General features: G+C 37.2%; 16 protein-coding genes and 1 tRNA gene. 7 read left to right on the top strand and 10 right to left on the bottom strand.

Annotated elements, in window-relative coordinates; translation table 11 throughout:
- The first annotated feature begins 22 nt into the window (after nt 1-22).
- Entirely contained in the window at nt 23-910 is an 888-nt protein-coding gene (locus H4J39_RS04010) for a DMT family transporter (protein WP_182226101.1), read from the top strand.
- A gap of 109 nt (nt 911-1019) precedes the next feature.
- Here H4J39_RS04010 and H4J39_RS04015 read toward each other — a convergent pair whose 3' ends face one another.
- From H4J39_RS04015 to H4J39_RS04025, 3 genes are all read right to left on the bottom strand, one after another.
- On the bottom strand, nt 1020-3212 hold the full coding sequence (locus H4J39_RS04015) for a hybrid sensor histidine kinase/response regulator (RefSeq protein ID WP_182226102.1): 2193 nt from the start codon (nt 3210-3212) through the stop codon (nt 1020-1022).
- Between the two features lie 577 nt (nt 3213-3789).
- Nucleotides 3790-4068: a peptidylprolyl isomerase PpiC gene (gene ppiC / locus H4J39_RS04020; RefSeq protein WP_182226103.1), complete on the bottom strand. Its 279-nt coding sequence runs from the start codon at nt 4066-4068 to the stop codon at nt 3790-3792.
- A 210-nt stretch (nt 4069-4278) separates the two neighbouring features.
- Nucleotides 4279-4363, bottom strand: a tRNA-Leu gene (locus tag H4J39_RS04025).
- A gap of 252 nt (nt 4364-4615) precedes the next feature.
- Here H4J39_RS04025 and H4J39_RS04030 point away from each other — a divergent pair.
- A complete protein-coding gene (locus tag H4J39_RS04030) occupies nt 4616-5125 on the top strand; it encodes an RDD family protein (RefSeq protein WP_182226104.1) in 510 nt (169 codons plus the stop codon).
- Between the two features lie 71 nt (nt 5126-5196).
- On the opposite strand, the gene lptG is transcribed toward H4J39_RS04030, so the two are convergent.
- Both lptG and lptF read right to left on the bottom strand, forming a co-directional pair.
- Nucleotides 5197-6264, bottom strand: a complete 1068-nt coding sequence (gene lptG / locus H4J39_RS04035) for an LPS export ABC transporter permease LptG (RefSeq protein WP_220462119.1) — start codon at nt 6262-6264, stop codon at nt 5197-5199.
- Entirely contained in the window at nt 6264-7409 is a 1146-nt protein-coding gene (gene lptF / locus H4J39_RS04040; RefSeq protein WP_182226105.1) for an LPS export ABC transporter permease LptF, read from the bottom strand. The genes lptG and lptF overlap by 1 nt, the downstream gene beginning before the upstream one ends.
- 241 nt (nt 7410-7650) lie before the next feature.
- On the opposite strand from lptF, the gene pepA reads away from it, so the two are divergent.
- The 5 genes from pepA to H4J39_RS04065 all read left to right on the top strand — a co-directional run bounded on the left by pepA (nt 7651) and on the right by H4J39_RS04065 (nt 13748).
- Nucleotides 7651-9156: a leucyl aminopeptidase gene (pepA, locus tag H4J39_RS04045; protein WP_182226106.1), complete on the top strand. Its 1506-nt coding sequence runs from the start codon at nt 7651-7653 to the stop codon at nt 9154-9156.
- A gap of 40 nt (nt 9157-9196) precedes the next feature.
- Entirely contained in the window at nt 9197-9676 is a 480-nt protein-coding gene (locus H4J39_RS04050; protein ID WP_182226107.1) for a DNA polymerase III subunit chi, read from the top strand.
- 12 nt (nt 9677-9688) lie between these two features.
- A complete protein-coding gene (locus tag H4J39_RS04055) occupies nt 9689-12571 on the top strand; it encodes a valine--tRNA ligase (RefSeq protein ID WP_182226108.1) in 2883 nt (960 codons plus the stop codon).
- A 372-nt stretch (nt 12572-12943) separates the two neighbouring features.
- Nucleotides 12944-13153, top strand: a complete 210-nt coding sequence (locus H4J39_RS04060) for a cold-shock protein (RefSeq protein ID WP_070375833.1) — start codon at nt 12944-12946, stop codon at nt 13151-13153.
- Between the two features lie 220 nt (nt 13154-13373).
- Nucleotides 13374-13748: a lamin tail domain-containing protein gene (locus H4J39_RS04065; RefSeq protein ID WP_182226109.1), complete on the top strand. Its 375-nt coding sequence runs from the start codon at nt 13374-13376 to the stop codon at nt 13746-13748.
- A gap of 496 nt (nt 13749-14244) precedes the next feature.
- On the opposite strand, the gene hemH is transcribed toward H4J39_RS04065, so the two are convergent.
- The 5 genes from hemH to H4J39_RS04090 all read right to left on the bottom strand — a co-directional run bounded on the left by hemH (nt 14245) and on the right by H4J39_RS04090 (nt 19730).
- Nucleotides 14245-15273: a ferrochelatase gene (hemH, locus tag H4J39_RS04070; RefSeq protein WP_182226110.1), complete on the bottom strand. Its 1029-nt coding sequence runs from the start codon at nt 15271-15273 to the stop codon at nt 14245-14247.
- 127 nt (nt 15274-15400) lie between these two features.
- Nucleotides 15401-16666, bottom strand: a complete 1266-nt coding sequence (ccmI, locus tag H4J39_RS04075; protein ID WP_182226111.1) for a c-type cytochrome biogenesis protein CcmI — start codon at nt 16664-16666, stop codon at nt 15401-15403.
- Between the two features lie 9 nt (nt 16667-16675).
- Nucleotides 16676-17146, bottom strand: a complete 471-nt coding sequence (locus tag H4J39_RS04080) for a cytochrome c-type biogenesis protein (RefSeq protein ID WP_182226112.1) — start codon at nt 17144-17146, stop codon at nt 16676-16678.
- A gap of 2 nt (nt 17147-17148) precedes the next feature.
- The gene (locus H4J39_RS04085) at nt 17149-17715 is read right to left on the bottom strand and encodes a DsbE family thiol:disulfide interchange protein (RefSeq protein WP_182226113.1); all 567 of its coding nucleotides are present in this window, start codon (nt 17713-17715) and stop codon (nt 17149-17151) included.
- Nucleotides 17715-19730 carry a heme lyase CcmF/NrfE family subunit gene (locus H4J39_RS04090; protein WP_182226161.1) on the bottom strand — a complete coding sequence of 672 codons (2016 nt, stop codon included), beginning with the start codon at nt 19728-19730 and terminating at the stop codon, nt 17715-17717. The genes H4J39_RS04085 and H4J39_RS04090 overlap by 1 nt, the downstream gene beginning before the upstream one ends.
- Nucleotides 19731-19856 lie beyond the last annotated feature (126 nt).

The following is a 19856-nucleotide window of genomic DNA, read 5'->3' on the forward strand; positions in this document are numbered from 1 at the left end:
AAAATAATATTTAGGAATTTTTTTGGATATTTGGATTTACTTCACTTTATTAGCTGCGCTTATGCAAGCCATTCGCACCGCTGGACAAAAGCAGCTTTCAAACCACCTAAATGCCATGGCAACTACTGGCGTACGCTACTTATATGCGTTACCTTTTGCTTGGTTGTATCTATGGTGGATACTTGAATATCGCCAGCTAGCCATGCCAACAATTAATCCAAACTTCCTAAAATATGCACTGATCGCTTGTTTTGCCCAAATAATTGGTACAGTCTGCTTAGTTATTGCGTTTAAATATCGTAATTTTTCAGTCGCTTCTAGTTTAGCAAAAACAGAGGCTATTCTAGTTGCAGTTGTTGGCACCTTACTCTTTTCGACAAGTTTAACTTACCTGGGTTGGTTTTCTGTTGCTGTTGGTGTTGTCGGTGTTTTACTCGCGTCAAAAGTAAAATTTACTTTTGACGATATATTTCGTAACCCGGGTGCTGGATTTGGCCTTGCTGCTGGCTTAGGTTTGGCCATAACAACATTGCTGATAAGACAATCAAGTTTAGCATTAGAAACCGATTTACTACTCAGTGCTGCGGTCACGTTAGTCTTTATGATCACAGTTCAATCAGTTATATCTTTTATTTATGTCTATTTTCAAGACAAAAATCAATTACTGCAAATGGTTAAGTATTGGCGTATTTGTTTGTTTGTTGGCGTAACCAGTGTCATAGGCTCTATCGGTTGGTTTACCGCAGCAAGTTTTCAAAATGCCGCTTACGTAAAAGCATTAGGGCAAGTTGAGTTTTTTATTACCTTGTTTATTACCTATAGAATATTTAAAGAAAAAATATCTTTACTAGAGTTCTTAGGGATGGCTTTAATTATTACTAGCGTACTAATTTTATTGTTGTGGGCATAACATAAAGTTTATTGCTATTGAACGTTTAAGAAACGTATCCCTGTACTTCGGATGATTTTGCTTCTAAAGACAAGATTTATTGGGTGCGAGTTAGTGAGTTACTTACGGACTAAAAGATATACTTTGACATCATCAAAAACACTTTTTCTTGTTTAATAGGTTTAGTCATATAATCATTCATTCCTGATTTAATCGCTTTATCAGTATCTTGGATACTAGCGTGCGCTGACATACCTATGATTATAGTATCATTATCAAATGTTCTAATTTGCTTTGTGGCTTGAAGTCCGTCTAACTCAGGCATTTGTATATCCATTAACACTAACGAATAAATGTCTGTTTTAATTTTTTCTAATGCCTGCAAGCCATTCTCTGCAATATCAATTGAAATATTTAATGGCTCTAGCATTTTTTTAGCTACAATTTGATTGATTCTATTGTCTTCAACTAGTAATATTTTTTTCCCATACAAAGCCGCTTTTAACCTTACTAAATCAAAATCGGTTGATTCTTCCATTTCATTATCTAACTTTTCAGTAGCGTATGCTAAAGGTATGGTGAATGTGAATTCAGTACCTTTATCAAGTTCACTTTTTACTGTAATTGCCCCACCCATCATTTCGACTAATTGCTTACTTATCGCTAACCCTAGTCCTGTGCCACCAAACTTTCTAGTGATTGAATTATCAGCTTGAGAGAAAACTATAAATAAGTTCTTTTGTTGTTCTGGCGTTATACCTATTCCTGTATCTTTAACACTTATTTCGATGATAACGTCCCTTGCGTTTTGTTTTTTTAGACGAGTGTTAATATCAATACTGCCATGTTCAGTAAATTTTATAGCATTACTAACTAAATTAATGATGATTTTTTCTATTTTTAGTGGATCGCCAATTAAATGACTAGGAATAGAATCATCTAAAAAGATATTTAATGAAAGATTTTTTTTATCATTACTAGACTTACAGATTTGTGTGATTTTCTCAAGAATAGTACTAAAGCTAAATGAGATGTTTTCCAACTCCAATTGCTTAGACCCTATTTTAGAAAAATCTAACACGTCGTTAATTATTTGGAGTAAGTGCTCACCTGAAAGCTCTATTTGTTTAAGTGAGTCATTTTTTTCAGATAAAGATTGAGTCTTTCGTCCTATTTCAGCAAAACCTAACACTGCATTCATAGGGGTTCTTATTTCATGACTCATGTTGGAGAGAAAAATAGATTTTGCATTATTTGCTGCATTTGCTTTATTAATAGCATCATTTAGCGCATCATTCTGAGAATTTATTTTTGACAAATTCTTTGAAATTTCTTGGCTCATGGTGTTTATCCCTTGGGCCAAAGTACCTAATTCATCCGAGTGAGAATCTTTAATTAAGTCTTTATAGTTACCTGATGCAATGTTATTAACTGATTTATTCATCACGATAAGTCGCTTAAAAATCAGCTTGTTCAAAAAATAAAGTGTGAGTCCAATAACGCTAAACAGTAACAGTGCACCCACTAAAAATAGAGGAATAATAACAATACTTCCTTCCATTGCTTTTTTAGAAAACAAACTCATCGCATACCATTCTATTTCCTCGATATACACAATAGCGGCAATATAGTTAACATCATTAATTGTGATATCAATCGTTTTTATCAAATCACTGTTAGTATTATTTTTTAGTTTTGTTAAGCTGCTTTTGTCTAGATCCCCTCCGATGACTTGATGCAATTCCTTGTTGTATAAAAACTTTGCAAGCATAGGATGATAACTACTGGTATTTTCATTCAAACTTGTACGAAATACGCCATGATTATCAATAAGTACATCTAAAATATCTTGGTCAGTGGTACTGAGTATTTGATTAGCAATCGTTGAAACTAGTGCGTAGCTTCCAACCGTACCAATAACTTGATCATTATTTCTTACTATATAATCAAAAAAAACGTAGGTGTTGCCATCAATAGTATTAATGTCAGCATCGACATAAAACTCATTATTTTCTGCTAGTTTCTTTGGTAGCCAAGAGTTTTCTTCTAATTTCAGCGGAACCGTTTTTATGGTATTGCTTCCTTTATTCCAATCAATACTCGTAAGAGGGTTAATTGAAAGGACGAACCAGCCATAACATTCTATAACTTGGCAATCGGCTTCAATAGACTGAATCGCTTTTTCTTTAAACTTTTCATTATCGTTATTTTTCATCCAATCTTGATACGTGTTATTGAGTAAGGAACGTTTAATTAGATTTAAGTTTTGTGTGAAATGACTGATGACTTTTTCTTTGTTGATAATGGCATGTTGAAGCACCATTTTTTTCCCTAAATCTTGCTCGACTCCAGTAATAAAATCTTTTAAAAAATATGAAAAAAACAGTAATACAATAGTAAAAATCAAAATTATTAAAAAAATTATTCTCAATCGAATAGAATTGATTTTTATCGTTTGTTTAATCATTAATTAGTGTAATTTATTAATAGGATTGATTTAGTTATAAACCAAAGGGCAATATTAAGCAAAGCAAAGTCGAGACAGATAGTACAGTAAATTATATTGAAATATAATCAGGTTATGATTTTATTAAAAATGATGACTCATAGAATTAAGCTATATAACGAGTGCTTTCAGCTCCGTAAGATAACTGACTTAAAATCATGAGATCCTCATTGTAATTCCAGCTGACAGCATCATTTATGGCTAAACTTATCCAGTAATGGAGAATCTTCGTGATTTTATTTACAAAACTAACACTGATAATAAAAGTAATTTAGTCATTTCAGCAGTTTGCCTCGCCGACAAACACTTCATTCAAAAATTTTTGAGTTATTAATATTTGTTCTTAAATCTACGGATGTTAAACCAAAGACTTCTAGTGAAAAATAGTTGTAAATTAAGTCCGGTAAAGCACTTTAATAACATGCCAGCCAAATTTAGTTTTAACAAGATGAGGTTCTAATATTGCGCCGCTAAATGCTATTTTATCAAACTGAGGGACCATTTGACCTCGTTTAAACTCGCCTAAATCACCGCCTTTCTTACCAGACGGACATGACGAATATTTTTTTGCTAACGTTTGAAACTTAGCCCCCTTAGCTAACTGCTTAATAATATCTTCGGCAATTTCTTTGTGCTTAACCAATATGTGAAGTGCGTGCGCTGTCGATGCCATGTAAAAGCCTTTTAATACCGTTTGATAACTAAGGAAAAAGAGAACAGATAAATATCTCTACAATCAGTTTTTCAAAAACCAATTACGTGTAATACATTATAAACCAGCCTATTGAAAAAGATCTTATAGCGGTTCATAACTAATGTAGTTTAAAGATTATATTTCGAATGTAAAAAAGCCCCGACTCTTTCGAATCAGGGCTTTCATATGTGGTACCGGTGGGCGGACTCGAACCGCCACGTCTTTCGACGGGGGATTTTGAATCCCCTATGTATACCAATTTCATCACACCGGCTTAAATGTCTTTCGTTGTAACAACCAAAGATTTAAAACTGTTGTCCATCAATGTAAGCGCATTAATGAATCTGTTCGGCATTATACGAAAATAACTTGATTTAGCAATATATTTTATTACTCTGCCGACTGTTTGCTGAATATTTATACGTTTGTGATGTTTACAGAATTATTTAAATTTTCATTGGTTAATTTTTATCAATAGCTTTGCTAGAATAGTTGAAATTTGTATATTCACTCTTTTAGGCTTTTAATGACATCTGTAACTTCTGATAGTGTAGAAACTTTCCCTCGAGCTGGTTTTCGTCGCCGCTTAGCTTCTTGGGTTTATGATCTGTTAATTGCCATTGCGGTTTACATGACCGCTGGTGCAATATCTTTTCTACTAATGTACTTAGGCTTTCACTTTGGTTTGTTTGGATTGCAAGGCTATGACCACTTTTCTGATACCATCGCTAATACGGCCTGGTTAAAATGGCCAAATGAGTTTTGGAAAATTGCTTGGGTATCATTTTTCTTTATTTGGTTTTGGTCTAAAACAGGCCAAACATTAGGAATGAAAGCTTGGCGTTTACGTGTTCAAAATCAAGATGGCTCTTTAATCAATAAAGTTACTGGCTTAAAAAGATTGCTACCTACGCTACTTGGTCTAGGTAACCTTAGCGTGATTTTTGATCGTAAAAATAAGTTAAGTTTACAAGATAGGTTAACAGATACCGAAGTCGTTGTTTTAACGTTAGCCGCTAATCGTGGTCGTCTATAGTATATAAGAGCAGGATAAAAGGCTTTTATCCTGCGAACTCTGACAAGTGAAATAATGCTCAAATAAAGGTGTTAACTGGGCCGTTTATTCATTAAATATAACGCTAACGACACAAAGATAAAGCTCGGCATTAGCGCCCCAAAAGCCGCAGGCAGTTGATATACTAAACTTAACGAGCCTAGTACTTCATTAGTAATAAAAAACAAAATCCCCGTCGCTACCCCCATCATAATTCTTGCGCCCATAGAAACAGATCGTAAGGGTCCAAAGACAAAGGATAATGCGAGTAATAACATTACCGCTACCGTTAAAGGTTGAACTATTTTTCGCCAAAAAGCTAACACGTAACGGCTAGGGTCTTGATTATTTTCTTCCAAATAACTTAAATATTCTGACAAGCCGCGTAATGATAAAGCTTCTGGGGTTACCATTACCACACCAAGCTTTTCAGGGGTTAAACTCGATGTCCACATTTTAATAGGTGATAACTCTTTAACCATTTTATTTTCACTTAAATGGGTATCAACAACATCACGTAACTGCCAGGCATCTTTTTGGTAAACAGCGCTCGCAGCATAAAGCCAACTGGATAGTTTTAATGACTTATCAAAGCGATATATTTGTATATCGTTTAATTTCCCTTTGTCTTCTACTTCGCCTATATGAACAAAATAATCGCCATCTTTCGCCCAAGTACCATCAGCAGAGGAAATTAAGCTACCACCAGAAATAGCCTGAGCCTTAACTTGTCTTGCGGCTAATTCACCTATTGGTGCTAGCCATTCACCGACTGCCATGCTAATAAGCACAAGAATAGTCGCTGATTTCATCACTGACTTAATGATATCTACCCGAGATAAACCTGCGGCTTGCATTACCACAAGTTCACTGTTTGATGCGAGCATGCCCATACCAATTAAACCACCAATGAGTGCAGACATAGGGAAGAACATTTCAACGTCAGGGGGGATTTTATAAAGCACAAACAAAGCAGCATGGGCAATATCATAGTTACCCTTGCCTACTGCTTTCATTTCTTCGACAAACTTAATAATACTGCTTAAGCTGACAAAAACGGCTAACGTTAGCAGCGTAGTTGAAGCAATAATTCGACCAATATACATATCTAATATACGCATTATGATGATGCTCCTTTGCGGGTAACGTTGCGGAATAATAAAGGTAGTTTAGCTTTAATTTTCAGACCAAAACTTCGATCTTTTATCAGCAAACTTATCCCTAAAAATAGTACAAAAAAGTGTACGGGCCATAACCCTAAATGTTTAGGTATTGTTCCAGATTCAACGCCAGAACGTACCGCAGTAAGCATTAAAAAATACCCTAAAAACAACAATAACGCAGGTAACATTTTAGCAAACTTCCCCTGTCTTGGATTTACCACACTCAAGGGTACTGCGATTAATGTCATGATTAAACAGGCGATAGGAAAAGCAATACGCCAATGTGTTTCTGCGCTAAATGCAGCGGTATCTTCTTCGAATAAATCTTGGGTGGGAATAGCTCTTAATTTTCTATTTTTGTGCGCCACTTTTTGATCTTGTATTTGAATATAATATTTATCAAAAAAGACTTCTTTGAACTCCTTACTCTTCGTATCGTTTTGATAACGCGTACCATCACTCAACACTAAACGTTGAGAGCCACTATCTTCTTCAATCACCTGACCCGATTGCGCATAAACCAAACTTGCATTGATAATACTTTTATCGGTGGCTTTTTTATCCGGTAACTGTGCAACAAAAACCTTTTCAAAGGTATTGTCATCACGGTTTTTATCATGAATAAAAACAACGGCTTTTTCATTACCTGTTGTTTGAAAACGACCGGCGATAAGAGAGCTTAAACCCGAATCTGTCGCTAGCTGTTCTTTAACTTGATACTCGTATTCCGAAGCCATTGGCGACAGATATAAGGTAAAAACACCAGTAAAAATAGCCGTAATTAAACTTAAAATAAGCGTAACCCGCACTACATACCATTCACTGACGCCACAGGCATGCAATACTGTCATTTCGCTATCGGCATAAATACGCCCGTAAGCCAGTAAAACCCCCAAAAATAAACTCAGGGGCAAAATCATCCCGGCTAAGTCTGGTACCTTTAAGCCAATAAAGACCATCACCAAGTGTCCAGGGATACCACCTTCGGCGGCATCATCTAGAATACGAACAAATTTATTACTAATAAAAATGGTCATTAATACTAAGAATACCGCTAATTGTGTTTTAGCGACTTCTTTGAGTAAATAACGAAAGATAATCATAAGAATTCCCTATAAAAACATCGTTTTTTTCTGACATCTGCTCTATTTTTAAGTAAACTTGTCGTTTTCATAAGTAATATTAATTTTTGCTCTGAAGGGAATTCGCTTGCATCAGGCTATAATTATAGCCTGTCGCTGAATACTTTTAAAAGTAAGCATATCGATTATTTATAGATTTAAACAAGTTTACTCGTAAATTTCATTTAAAAACAGCTTGTTTTTGTACGAATTAGGAGAGCTCATGGAGTTCAACGTAAAAAGTGGTAGTCCCGAAAAGCAACGTAGCGCCTGTATAGTCGTTGGCGTTTTTGAACCTCGCCGTCTTTCAGCGATTGCTGAACAACTTGACGAAATTAGTGAAGGTTACATCAGTAACTTATTACGTCGTGGCGATTTAGAAGGTAAATCAGGGCAAATGTTACTGCTTCATCACGTCCCTAATATCTTAAGCGAACGTGTTTTACTGGTTGGTTGTGGTAAAGAGCGTGAACTTGATGAACGCCAATACCGCCAAATTATCAGTAAAACCATTAGTACCTTAAATGAAACGGGTTCAATGGAAGCAGTATGCTTTTTATCAGAATTACACGTTAAAGGTCGAGATACTTATTGGAAAGTGCGCCAAGCCGTTGAAGCGACCCAAGATTGCTTATATAACTTCCACGGATTAAAAACGCGCAAAGTTGAAGCTCGCCGTCCGTTACGTAAAATGGTTTTCAATGTGCCAACACGTAGAGAGTTACCCTTGGGCGAACGTGCAATTTCTCATGCGCTTGCTGTTTCGGAAGGCATAACTACCTGTAAAAATGTGGCTAATATGCCGCCAAATATTTGTAACCCAGCTTATTTAGCTGAACAGGCTAAAATTTTAGAACACGATTACGACAATGTCAGTACCGAGATTGTTGGTGAGAAAGAAATGGAAGCATTGGGCATGAGTTCATATCTTGCCGTTGGTCGTGGCTCTCGCAATGAATCGATCATGAGTGTCATTAAATATAATGGCGCTGCTGCTGACGTTAACCCCATTGTTTTAGTCGGTAAAGGTGTTACTTTTGATTCGGGTGGCATTTCATTAAAGCCTGGCGAATCGATGGACGAAATGAAATATGACATGGGTGGAGCAGCGGGTGTTTTAGGAGCTATGCATGCCTTAGCCGAATTACAACTACCTATTAACGTTATTGGTGTGCTAGCCGGTTGTGAAAATATGCCCGGTGGCGACGCTTATCGTCCTGGCGATATTTTAACGACAATGTCAGGTCAAACGGTTGAGGTATTAAATACTGATGCTGAAGGCCGCTTAGTCTTGTGTGATGCGCTTACTTATGTTGAACGTTTTGATCCAGAACTTGTTATTGATGTCGCAACACTTACCGGCGCATGTGTTGTTGCTTTAGGTAAACACGCTTCTGGTTTATTAAGCACACACAATCCATTAGCACATGAGTTATTGAACGCTTCTGAACAAAGTGGTGACCGCGCATGGCGTTTACCGTTATGGGAAGAGTACCAAGAACAGCTAGAAAGCCCATTTGCAGACTTTACCAATTTAGGTGGTAAAGGTGCAGGTACTATAACTGCTGCCTGTTTCTTAGCACGTTTTACTAAAAAGTATCATTGGGCACATCTTGATATTGCTGGTACAGCTTGGCGTGGTGGTAAAGAAAAAGGGTCGACTGGCCGCCCTGTAAGTTTGTTGACTCAATTTTTATTGAATCGTGCAGGCGCAGATCAAAGCGAATAGCTTTAAACTAAAAGAAAGCAATAAAAGGAACAACGCGAACATGCAAACACAAGTAATGTTTTATTTGCTTGACGATAATGCAAAGCATGACCATGTGGCTGAACAGTCTCATGCCCATGCTTGTTTGCAGGCTGCTAATTTTTACCGTCAAAATCAACGTATATTTATTTACTGCGCTGATCAGCAAACGGCTCATCAATTAGATGAACTGCTTTGGGCATTTGAACCTGACAGTTTTGTTCCTCACAATTTACCGGGCGAAGGCCCTAAAAATGGCGCAGCCGTTGAAATTAGTTGGCAACCGCCCACTAACCGTCGCGCTATTTTAATAAATTTAACCAGCACAGTGCCAAACTTTGCTAATCAGTTTTCACACATTGTTGATTTTGTACCCAGTGATGAAACCCTAAAACAGCAAGCTCGAGAGCGTTATAAGGGCTATCGTCAATGGGGGTTTCAAGTGGATAATCAAACCGCGCCACAACAGTCAAATTCAATTAATGCACATCAATCAAGTTAAGTAGTCATTCCCATGGAAAAAACATTCAATCCTTCAGAAATAGAACAGTCTCTTTATCAAAGTTGGGAAGAGCAAGGTTATTTTAGCCCAACTGGCGAAGGAGATGGCTATAGCATCGCTATACCACCACCTAACGTTACCGGTAGTTTGCATATGGGACACGCGTTCCAACAGACTATTATGGATACCTTAATTCGCTATCAACGTATGCAGGGTAAAAATACCTTATGGCAGACCGGAATGGATCATGCCGGTATAGCAACACAGATGGTCGTAGAACGTAAAATTGCCGCTGAAGAAGATAAAACACGTCATGATTACGGTCGTGATGCATTCATTGATAAAGTGTGGGAATGGAAAAACGAGTCAGGTGGCACTATTGGCAAACAAATGCGCCGATTAGGTAACTCAATTGACTGGACTCGCGAACGCTTCACGATGGACGACGGTATGTCTGAAGCCGTGCAAGAAGTCTTTGTACGCTTATTTGAAGACGATTTAATCTATCGTGGTAAACGCTTAGTTAACTGGGATCCAAAGTTCCATACCGCTATTTCTGATTTAGAAGTTGAAAACAAAGATAAAAAAGGCCACATGTGGTACTTGCGCTATCCTTTGGCTGACGGCGCAAAAACGGCTGAAGGTCATGACTACTTAGTCGTAGCAACAACTCGACCAGAAACAGTATTAGGTGATACGGGTGTAGCAGTTAACCCTGAAGACCCTCGTTATAAAGACCTGATTGGTAAAAATGTTTTATTACCCTTAGTTAATCGTTTAATTCCAATTGTTGGCGACGACCATGCTGATATGGCCAAGGGTACTGGTTGTGTAAAAATAACACCAGCCCATGACTTTAATGATAACGAAGTGGGTAAACGTCATGATTTACCCTTAATCAATATTTTAGATAAAAACGCCGCTATTTTAGCCGTCGCCGAAGTTTATAAGAACAATGGCGAGCCATCAGATGCATATAGCACTGAATTACCGGCTGAATTTGCTGGCTTAGACCGTTTTGTTGCCCGCAAAGCCATTGTTGACGCGTTTGAAGACTTAGGCTTTTTAGTTGAAGTAAAAGAACATGATTTAGTTGCACCCTATGGTGATCGTTCTGGTGTGATCATTGAGCCATTATTGACTGATCAATGGTATGTTCGCACGGCACCTCTCGCTGGACCTGCCATTGACGCAGTAGCAAATGGCGAAATTGAAATTGTGCCTAAACAATATGAAAACATGTACAACGCTTGGATGCGTGATATTCAAGATTGGTGTATTTCTCGTCAGCTTTGGTGGGGTCATAGAATTCCAGCTTGGTACGACGACAATGGTGGTGTCTATGTGGGTAGAACCGAAGAAGAAGTTCGCACTAAGTATTCATTAAGTGCTGATGTTAACTTAAAACAAGACGATGACGTACTTGATACGTGGTTCTCATCAGCCTTGTGGACATTTTCAACCTTAGGTTGGCCAAGTAGTATGGAAGATCTTAAGAAATTCCATTCAACTGATGTGCTCGTTACTGGCTTTGATATTATTTTCTTCTGGGTTGCACGCATGATCATGATGACCATGCATTTCATTAAAGACGAAAATGGTAAGCCACAAGTTCCGTTCAAAAAAGTCTATGTGACTGGACTTATTCGCGATGAAAATGGCGATAAAATGAGTAAGTCAAAAGGTAACGTTGTTGATCCACTAGATATGATCGATGGCATTGCCCTTGAAGACTTGTTGGAAAAGCGAACGGGTAATATGATGCAGCCAAAGTTGGCCGCAAAAATAAACAAATTAACTAAAAAAGAATACCCAGAAGGTATTGAAGCGCATGGAACTGATGCCTTACGTTTCACCTTAACCTCTGTTGCTTCAACAGGTCGTGACATTACGTGGGATATGAAACGCTTAGATGGTTACCGCAATTTCTGTAATAAATTATGGAATGCAAGTCGTTACGTCTTAATGAATACCGAAGAGCAAGACTGTGGAAAACTGGTTAACGCTAAACAAGGTGAAATGGAATTTTCATTAGCTGACCGTTGGATACTAGGCCAGTTTCAGCAAACCGTTAAAACTGTTCATGAATCTTTTGATGCATTCCGCTTTGACCTAGCTTCACAAGCACTTTACGAATTCACTTGGAACCAGTTTTGTGATTGGTACTTAGAGTTAACCAAACCAGTATTGTTCAAAGGTAGTGAAGCACAACAACGTGGTACGCGTCATACTTTAGTGACTGTTTTAGAAAGTTTATTACGTTTGATGCACCCTATTATGCCATTCATTACTGAAACAATTTGGCAACGTGTTGTGCCATTAAGTAATTTTGCTGCTGATCAAAAAGGTAATGAGACTGCTAGCATTATGGTGCAAAGCTTCCCTCAGTTTGACGAAAGCCAATGTGACCAAACAGCTATTGACGATTTAGAGTGGGTAAAACAATTTATTGTTGCTATTCGTAATATTCGTGGTGAAATGGATATTTCTCCAAGTAAAGAGTTACCGGTATTACTTAAAAATGTTAACGAAAATGATCAACGTCGTTTAGATGAAAATCAACAATTTTTAAGTGCTTTAGCAAAACTTGAAAGCATAACGGTCTTAGCGGATGATGATAACGGTCCACTTTCAGCAACAGCTGTTGTTGGAGATTTATCAGTCTTAATACCAATGGCAGGCTTAATTGATAAGGAAGCAGAACTCGCACGATTAGCTAAAGCAATTGATAAGTTAGAAAAAGACGCTGATAGAACACGCGGTAAGCTAAGTAATGAAAAGTTTGTTGGTAAAGCTCCAGAGGCTGTTATTAACAAAGAAAAAGCTAAGTTAGCCGATGCAGAGTCTGCGTTAACAAAGCTTGCTGAGCAAATGACACAAATTTCAACGTTGTAATCGTCATTTATGTATCATTGATAAATAATAATGATTCTCAGTTATAAATATTCAATAAAGCCAGCACCTTAGCTGGCTTTTTTATGTCATAAAAAAGTCACTAAATCTTAAAGATTTTATAGGATCTCAATAAAATATTGTGCTAACATACTTTTGCGTTGAGTTTTTGCGTTTCGGGAGAAGGATATTTCAACTATAACCTTTATTTATAAAGGTGATTATTGATTAACCTCAGACGCTACTAGTTTGTGTTATTGGAAACCTTTCTCTGTCTGTACTTTTATAGGTAGAGAGCATTTACTCCGTATATATCAAAGTGGATAATCCACTTATTACTATTTTTTAATTATTAAACCTACGGGAAATGTTCACATGTCTGATTCAGTAACTGGTAAAGTAAAATTTTTTAACGAATCTAAAGGATTCGGTTTCATCGAGCAAGATAACGGTCCTGACGTTTTTGTTCACTTCAGCGCTATCTCTGGTGACGGTTTCCGTACACTAACTGACGGCCAAGCTGTTACTTTTACTATCAAGCAAGGACAAAAAGGTCCTGAAGCTGAAAACGTAATTGCTTCTTAATAACTAGTTTATTCTAATTATTAACGGGTCAATAGACCCGAATAAAAAGCGCAACAATGAAAATTGTTTCGCTTTTTTTTTATTTTAAAATTCAGTTTATTACACTATCTCTAGCGATTAATTCTCTCTGTCTGAACGCAAAAAAATCAAGTTCTGCTACACTCTTTATGTAAAATAATTGCTAACAAAACGTTAATAATTAATCATAAAGGGAATTTATATGAATACGCAATATTTAGCCATACCAACAAAATATCTACTACTTTCAGTCATTTTATTATTAAACCCAATAACAACCAAAGCGTCTCTTATTTTCATTAATGAAATTCATTACGATAATAGCGGTGCTGACAAAAATGAATTTGTTGAACTTGCCGGAACTGCTGGCTTAAATCTATTAGATTGGTCTTTACAGTTTTATAATGGCACGACGGGGTTAATTTATAAAACGACTACCATCGGTGATATCACCTTAACGGACAGCAATAATGGCTTTGGATTTTTAGCACTTGCCATCAGTGGTATTCAAAATGGCGCTACTAGTGGTATTGGAGATGGTATTGCACTCGTTGATAATAGTAATCAGGTGATATAGTTTCTGTCTTATGAAGGTGCTTTTGAAGCAAAAAATGGTGCAGCTTCAGGAATATTCAGTAATAACATTTCTATCAGCCAAAATGGCTCTCCTCAAGGACAATCGTTACAATTAACACAGCAGGGTAATCGTTATCAGGATTTTGAATGGGTTATTGAAAGTGAAACAGCAGGAAGAGGAAATTTAGGTCAGAGTTTTATAAGTGTTCAGTTACCCCCTGCGGTGCAAGTATCAGAGCCTAATTTAAAATGGTTGTTTATCTTGTCAATTATTGCTCTATGTTTAGGAAAAAAAAGCACTAAAAGACGATTTAAAAGCATTTATTGAACTTAACTTGTTATCTGATGGTAGAAAAAAAACGTTCTAAAGAGACAGTATACCCGAGGGATTGTCAGGATTAATCTTGTATTTAAGAAGTCACCATGAATAAAAAATAGACATGATGACCGCTTATAGTTTTGACACGCCCTATTAATAATAGATCGTATTATCTTAACTAAAGAGTAATTTCTGCAGATATAATATCTACAATGGCATCAATATGCATTTCATCGGTATTTAAGGCCGGAATGTAATGATACGTTTCACCACCAGCACCAATAAACATATCGCGATTTTCGTGCACTAGCTCTTCTAACGTTTCTAAACAATCAGCACTAAATGCAGGGCTAATTATAGCCACATGCTTATTATTAGCGGCAAGATCAACAAGCGTTTCATCAGTATAAGGTTGTAACCATTCAGCTTTACCAAAACGTGACTGAAAGGTCATCACAAAATCATCCTCAGTAAAGGCTAACGCCTCCATTAATAAACGCGTTGTCTTTGCACAACAACAATAATAAGGGTCACCCTGCTCGAGAAAGTACTTAGGCATACCATGAAACGACAACACTAATTTATCTGGCTTACCATGCTCTGCAATATGCTTATTTACACTTTGGACAAGCGCAGCTATGTATTTAGGGTTGTCATGATAGCCGCTAATGAAACTTAAGCTAGGTATCCAGCGCCAAGATTTAATTTTATTAACAACGGCGTCAAACGTTGAACCGACCGTAGGACCCGCATATTGAGGGTAAAGCGGTAAGGTAATTATTTTACTAACACCGGCAACTTGTAACCTGTCTAAAGCATCATTGATTGTAGGCTTACCATAGCGCATTGCTAATTCAACCTTAACATCTTCGCCATATTTTTCGGCAAGTACTTTGGCCACTTCATCTTTTTGCTGTTTGCTGATCACCAATAATGGTGAGCCTGAAGGTGTCCAAATACTCTCATATAACTTAGCTGATTTTTTTGGTCTAACCCGTAAAATAATACCATGTAATATCATCAACCAAATAAGTCGAGGTATTTCAACCACACGAGGATCAGAGAGAAACTCGCCTAAATAACGCCGTAAAGCTGAAGGCGTTGGCGCTTCAGGCGTGCCAAGATTAGTGAGCAATACACCAATTTTTGCTTTTTTGTTATGAATTTCTTTTGTACGGCCGTGAAAACGTCCAGAAAATTTAGGCATGAATTAGATACTCTATTATTTAAATGTCGACAAAATTACGATTAATTAATATACCCTATTTATATATCATCATACTGAAAGAATTCAGCATGATGATTAAAGGGTTCAAAAAATAATATCGCTTATCTTATGGAACAATACTGCTAACCACTAAATTTAGTGGCTCTGTTGTACTGATGGCTACATCATTAAGTTCTGCTTTAAAATCGCCTGATTTAATACCTGCACCACCTAAAGCGGAAACTACCGCATAAATGTGTACTGTATCGACATCACTCAACTTAGCTTGTGGCGTCATTGCACGAGAATCATTCAAGATAATGGTGATAGGTAAATCACTCGCTAATAACTTAACGGCAGCTAGTGGCATACGTCCTCGCGAAGTATCAGCAGGTATCGCATAAATAAAGACAGTTCTGTCGTCTTCCTGCGACAATTTAGCTAATATTTCATCACTTAACGAAACACTTACCGTTAATTGCGGTCCTGTGGTGCTTTCATCAGCTTCACTGGGTTTAACACCCGTACTATCAGGATTGGCCAGACGAGTTTTCGCTTCTTCAATCACTTCTAATAATGCTTGCTTATTAACATTCTTTTTATCTGAATCAACAACACGTTGCCAATGAGAAATAGCGACTTTAAAGTTACCAGCAATAAAATTATGCATCCCTAATAATATATTAGTAGAAGGATCATTAGGGTCAATCGTTAACGCTTGGTCGATAAGACCTTGAACTGTACTATCAATTTTTTGCTCATTTTTATAGTAGACTGCTTGCGCTTTAGCACCAAATATATCCGCTTGTGGACCTTCAATACGTAGCACTTGGTCATATGCTTTTAACGCACTATCAAATTCACCAACGTTAACTAATGACTGCCCTAAACTATACCAAGCATCTGAGTTTTCAGGTTCAGCTTTAGTGATTTCCATCAAACGTTTAAGTTCGTTAACCGTTTGTTGTTCGGAACTCGCCGATTGTTGCATTGGCGCTTGTGGCACCATTGTTGTTAACTTTTCATAAGTACCTATTTCGGCATACAAATAAAAGCTAAAAGCTAAAATAAAAAGCGACAAACCAACAGGCCAAACAATGCCTAATACCTTAATTTCTTGTGGGGTATTATTTTCAAGATCTTGATTTTCCATATCTTGTAATAACGTATTATCAAGTTCCGTTAATAAATACTGATAGTTTTCATCATCAATATTATTTTGCTGAAAATCTTTTTCTATCTCAGCTTTATGCTCATGATATAAACGCACGTTGGTTTCATCGCGTTGTGTATCATCAATGGTAATTGTACTTTGTTGTTGCTTTATAAAAGGTGCCCACACTACTACTAATATCAGTAATAAAAAGGCGATAATGATAAAAATTAATTCCATGAGACAGCCTTATTTATTTTTCAGAATTTGATCAAGTTTGTCTTTCTGATCAGTGCTTAATGGTTTTTGGGCATTTTTTACTGGTTTCCTTCGCAGAATTAGAACAACAACGATAGCACCAATAAAGAGCAGGCCTGCTGGGCCATACCACAAAATATAAGTTAAGCTATTAACTCGTGGACGATATAAAACAAACTCCCCATAACGAGACACCATAAAGTCAACAATTTCCATATCGGCTTTACCTGCTTGAAGCATATCGTAAACTTCTCGACGTAAATCTTCAGCAATGGGTGAATTTGAATCAGCTAAATTTTGATTTTGACATTTAGGACAACGTAATTCTTTGTTAAGTGCATTAAAGCGAGTCTCTGTGACCTTATCCTTAAAAACATAAGTATCAACCGGCGTTGCTAAAATAGATGAACTAAAGATAGTAACCGTTGCGATAAGTGCTACAACTAAGTATTTACTGAACATAATTACTGATTTCCTTTATGGCGAGAAGAGGCTAGAAAATCAGCTTCAATTTGTGTAATCAGTGGTTCAAATTCACTTTGCCAAATTTCTGGTGTTAGTGGGCCAGCATAACGCTTACGAATAATATTACTGTGATCAACAACAAAGGTTTCAGGTGCTGCATAAACACCTAAATTCACGCTGAGTTTCCCCTCTTCGTCAAAAGCTGAGAATTGATAAGGATTACCGAGTTTAGTTAACCATTGTGCAGCATTTACACGCTCATCATCATAATTTAAACCGTAAATAGTAAAACGATCTGTTTTTGACAGTTTGTTTAAATATTCATGCTCGTAACGACATGATGGGCACCAAGTTCCCCAAACATTAACCAGTTTAATACCGGGTTTAAAATCAGCTGTTGTCATAATCTGTGATTCACTTAACACTGACGTTAAAGCAAATTCAGGAAATTTTTTACCGATCAGCGCAGAAGGTAACTCAGTAGGGTTAAGTGATAACCCTCTGAATAATATAGCGCCTAGTGCAATAAATAAAATAAGTGGAATAAAACGAATCAATTTCCCCATTACGTATTTCCCTCTTTACTTGTTGCTAATTTATCAGCAGCAGGTGTTACTAAAGAAGTTGTCTGTACCTTTTTAATAACTTTTTTACGACGGTAACGTTTATCTAATATCGCTAAAAAGCCACCAAATGCCATAAATATTGCGCCCAACCATATCCAACGAACAAAAGGTTTATAATGGACACGAACTGCCCAAGCATTTCCTTCTAAGGGATCACCTAATGCCACATAAATATCACGGAATAAACCCGGATCAATACCTGCCTCAGTCATTCCCATGGTTTGTACTAGGTACGTGCGGCGCTCAGGTTTTAAAAGCGTAACAAACTCACCATTATTATAAACTTCAATCTGGCCTTGTTCAGCACTATAATTAGCGCCTTTTACCTGTTTAATACCTTTAAAAGCAATTTCATAATCGGTATCGTCAATTTGAACTTTGTCATTAACGTACATTTTTACGTTCGTTTCACTTTCATATACTGAGACGATAGTTACACCAACAATAGTGATCGCTATGCCCATATGAGCACAGGTCATGCCCCATTGGCTTAACGTCAGCTTAGAGAATTTCCATTTGTCATTACCCGAGTTTATTTGATTAATTAACTCTTTTAAAACAACAAGGAAAACCCAACAGGCTAAACCTACCCCCATAGTAACCAAGGGCACGAATTCACCACCGTATAAAAATGGAAATGAAATACCCACGGCAAGACTTATCACGAGTGGACTGAACATTTGTTTACGTAACTCACCTTGTTTGGCTTTTTTCCAGCGAATTAACGGACCAATACCCATGACGACAAAAAGTAAACTCATTATCGGCACAAATACCGCATTAAAATACGGAGGTCCTACCGATATTTTTCCTAAGCCCATTGAGTCAACTAACAATGGGTATAAGGTCCCTAACATGACAGTAACAGTTGCAACCACTAAAATAATATTACAAATAAGTAGCGCAGTTTCTCGAGAGTACAAAGCAAAACGGCTAAAAGTTTGCACGGTACTGGCTCTAAAAGCGTAAAGTGTTAATGACCCGCCAACCGCTATAGCCAGCAACAATAAAATAAATAAACCACGACCAGGATCAGCGGCAAATGAATGCACCGACGTAATAACGCCCGAACGCACTAAGAAGGTACCTAATAAACTTAAACTAAAAGCAAATATTGCCAGTAATACCGTCCAGTTTCTGAATGTGCCGCGTTTTTCTGTCACCGCTAATGAATGAATAAGTGCAGTACCGACCAGCCATGGCATAAAGGAAGCATTTTCTACTGGATCCCAGAACCACCATCCGCCCCAGCCAAGTTCGTAATAAGCCCACCAACTCCCTAAAGCGATACCTAATGTTAAGAATATCCATGCAGCGACGGTCCAAGGTCTTGCCCAGCGAGCCCAAGCAGCATCTAACTTGCCACACATTAACGCCGCAACAGCGAAAGCGAAAGCAACAGAAAAGCCGACATAACCTAAATAAAGCATCGGAGGGTGAATAATTAAGCCAATATCTTGTAGCAGTGGATTTAAATCGCGGCCTTCGGTTGGCACCATTGGCCATAGTCGCTCAAATGGATTAGACGTTAATAGCGTAAAGAGCATAAATCCAATGGCTATCATGCCCAGAACAGCTAAAACTCGAGCAACAAAAGCTTCATCAATGCCTTTACTGAATTTAGCGACAGCGGCAGTCCAGGCAGTTAATGAGAAAACCCACAACAAAAGAGAACCTTCGTGTCCACCCCATACCGCGCTGATTTTAAAGTAGTAAGGTAAATGAGAATTAGAATGACCCGCAATATATTTAACGGAGAAATCGTCGATAACAAAACTCCAGCCGAGAATAATGAGACTGATAGTTGTAAAGGCAAACATGCCAAAGGTTAAAGGTTTAGCATAACCAACTAAACGTTGTTGATTAGTTGCCAAACCTACTAATGGGATAATGCTTAAACATATAGCAAAAGCCAAACCTATAATAAGGGCGAAATGTCCTAACTCAGGGAGCATTACTTCAGGGATCATTACTTTCTCCGATTCAGTGAAAACACTAAATACAAAAATTTATCGATAAAAGACATCATTATAATAATTTTATAGTCAGTTATTGTTTAAATTATCTGCCAATGAACAAAT

The sequence above is a fragment of the Colwellia sp. Bg11-12 genome (assembly GCF_014076955.1).
Classification (GTDB): domain Bacteria; phylum Pseudomonadota; class Gammaproteobacteria; order Enterobacterales; family Alteromonadaceae; genus Colwellia_A.

Bases quoted from the DNA above. Each gene is read 5' to 3' on its own strand.
- H4J39_RS04055 (WP_182226108.1), top strand. From the start codon at position 9,689: ATGGAAAAAACATTCAATCCTTCAGAAATAGAACAGTCTCTTTATCAA.
- pepA (WP_182226106.1), top strand. From the start codon at position 7,651: ATGGAGTTCAACGTAAAAAGTGGTAGTCCCGAAAAGCAACGTAGCGCC.
- H4J39_RS04030 (WP_182226104.1), top strand. From the start codon at position 4,616: ATGACATCTGTAACTTCTGATAGTGTAGAAACTTTCCCTCGAGCTGGT.
- lptF (WP_182226105.1), bottom strand. From the start codon at position 7,409: ATGATTATCTTTCGTTATTTACTCAAAGAAGTCGCTAAAACACAATTA.
- ccmI (WP_182226111.1), bottom strand. From the start codon at position 16,666: ATGGAATTAATTTTTATCATTATCGCCTTTTTATTACTGATATTAGTA.
- H4J39_RS04080 (WP_182226112.1), bottom strand. From the start codon at position 17,146: ATGTTCAGTAAATACTTAGTTGTAGCACTTATCGCAACGGTTACTATC.
- H4J39_RS04065 (WP_182226109.1), top strand. From the start codon at position 13,374: ATGAATACGCAATATTTAGCCATACCAACAAAATATCTACTACTTTCA.
- hemH (WP_182226110.1), bottom strand. From the start codon at position 15,273: ATGCCTAAATTTTCTGGACGTTTTCACGGCCGTACAAAAGAAATTCAT.
- H4J39_RS04050 (WP_182226107.1), top strand. From the start codon at position 9,197: ATGCAAACACAAGTAATGTTTTATTTGCTTGACGATAATGCAAAGCAT.
- H4J39_RS04060 (WP_070375833.1), top strand. From the start codon at position 12,944: ATGTCTGATTCAGTAACTGGTAAAGTAAAATTTTTTAACGAATCTAAA.
- H4J39_RS04090 (WP_182226161.1), bottom strand. From the start codon at position 19,730: ATGCTCCCTGAGTTAGGACATTTCGCCCTTATTATAGGTTTGGCTTTT.
- H4J39_RS04015 (WP_182226102.1), bottom strand. From the start codon at position 3,212: ATGGTGCTTCAACATGCCATTATCAACAAAGAAAAAGTCATCAGTCAT.
- H4J39_RS04085 (WP_182226113.1), bottom strand. From the start codon at position 17,715: ATGGGGAAATTGATTCGTTTTATTCCACTTATTTTATTTATTGCACTA.
- lptG (WP_220462119.1), bottom strand. From the start codon at position 6,264: ATGCGTATATTAGATATGTATATTGGTCGAATTATTGCTTCAACTACG.
- ppiC (WP_182226103.1), bottom strand. From the start codon at position 4,068: ATGGCATCGACAGCGCACGCACTTCACATATTGGTTAAGCACAAAGAA.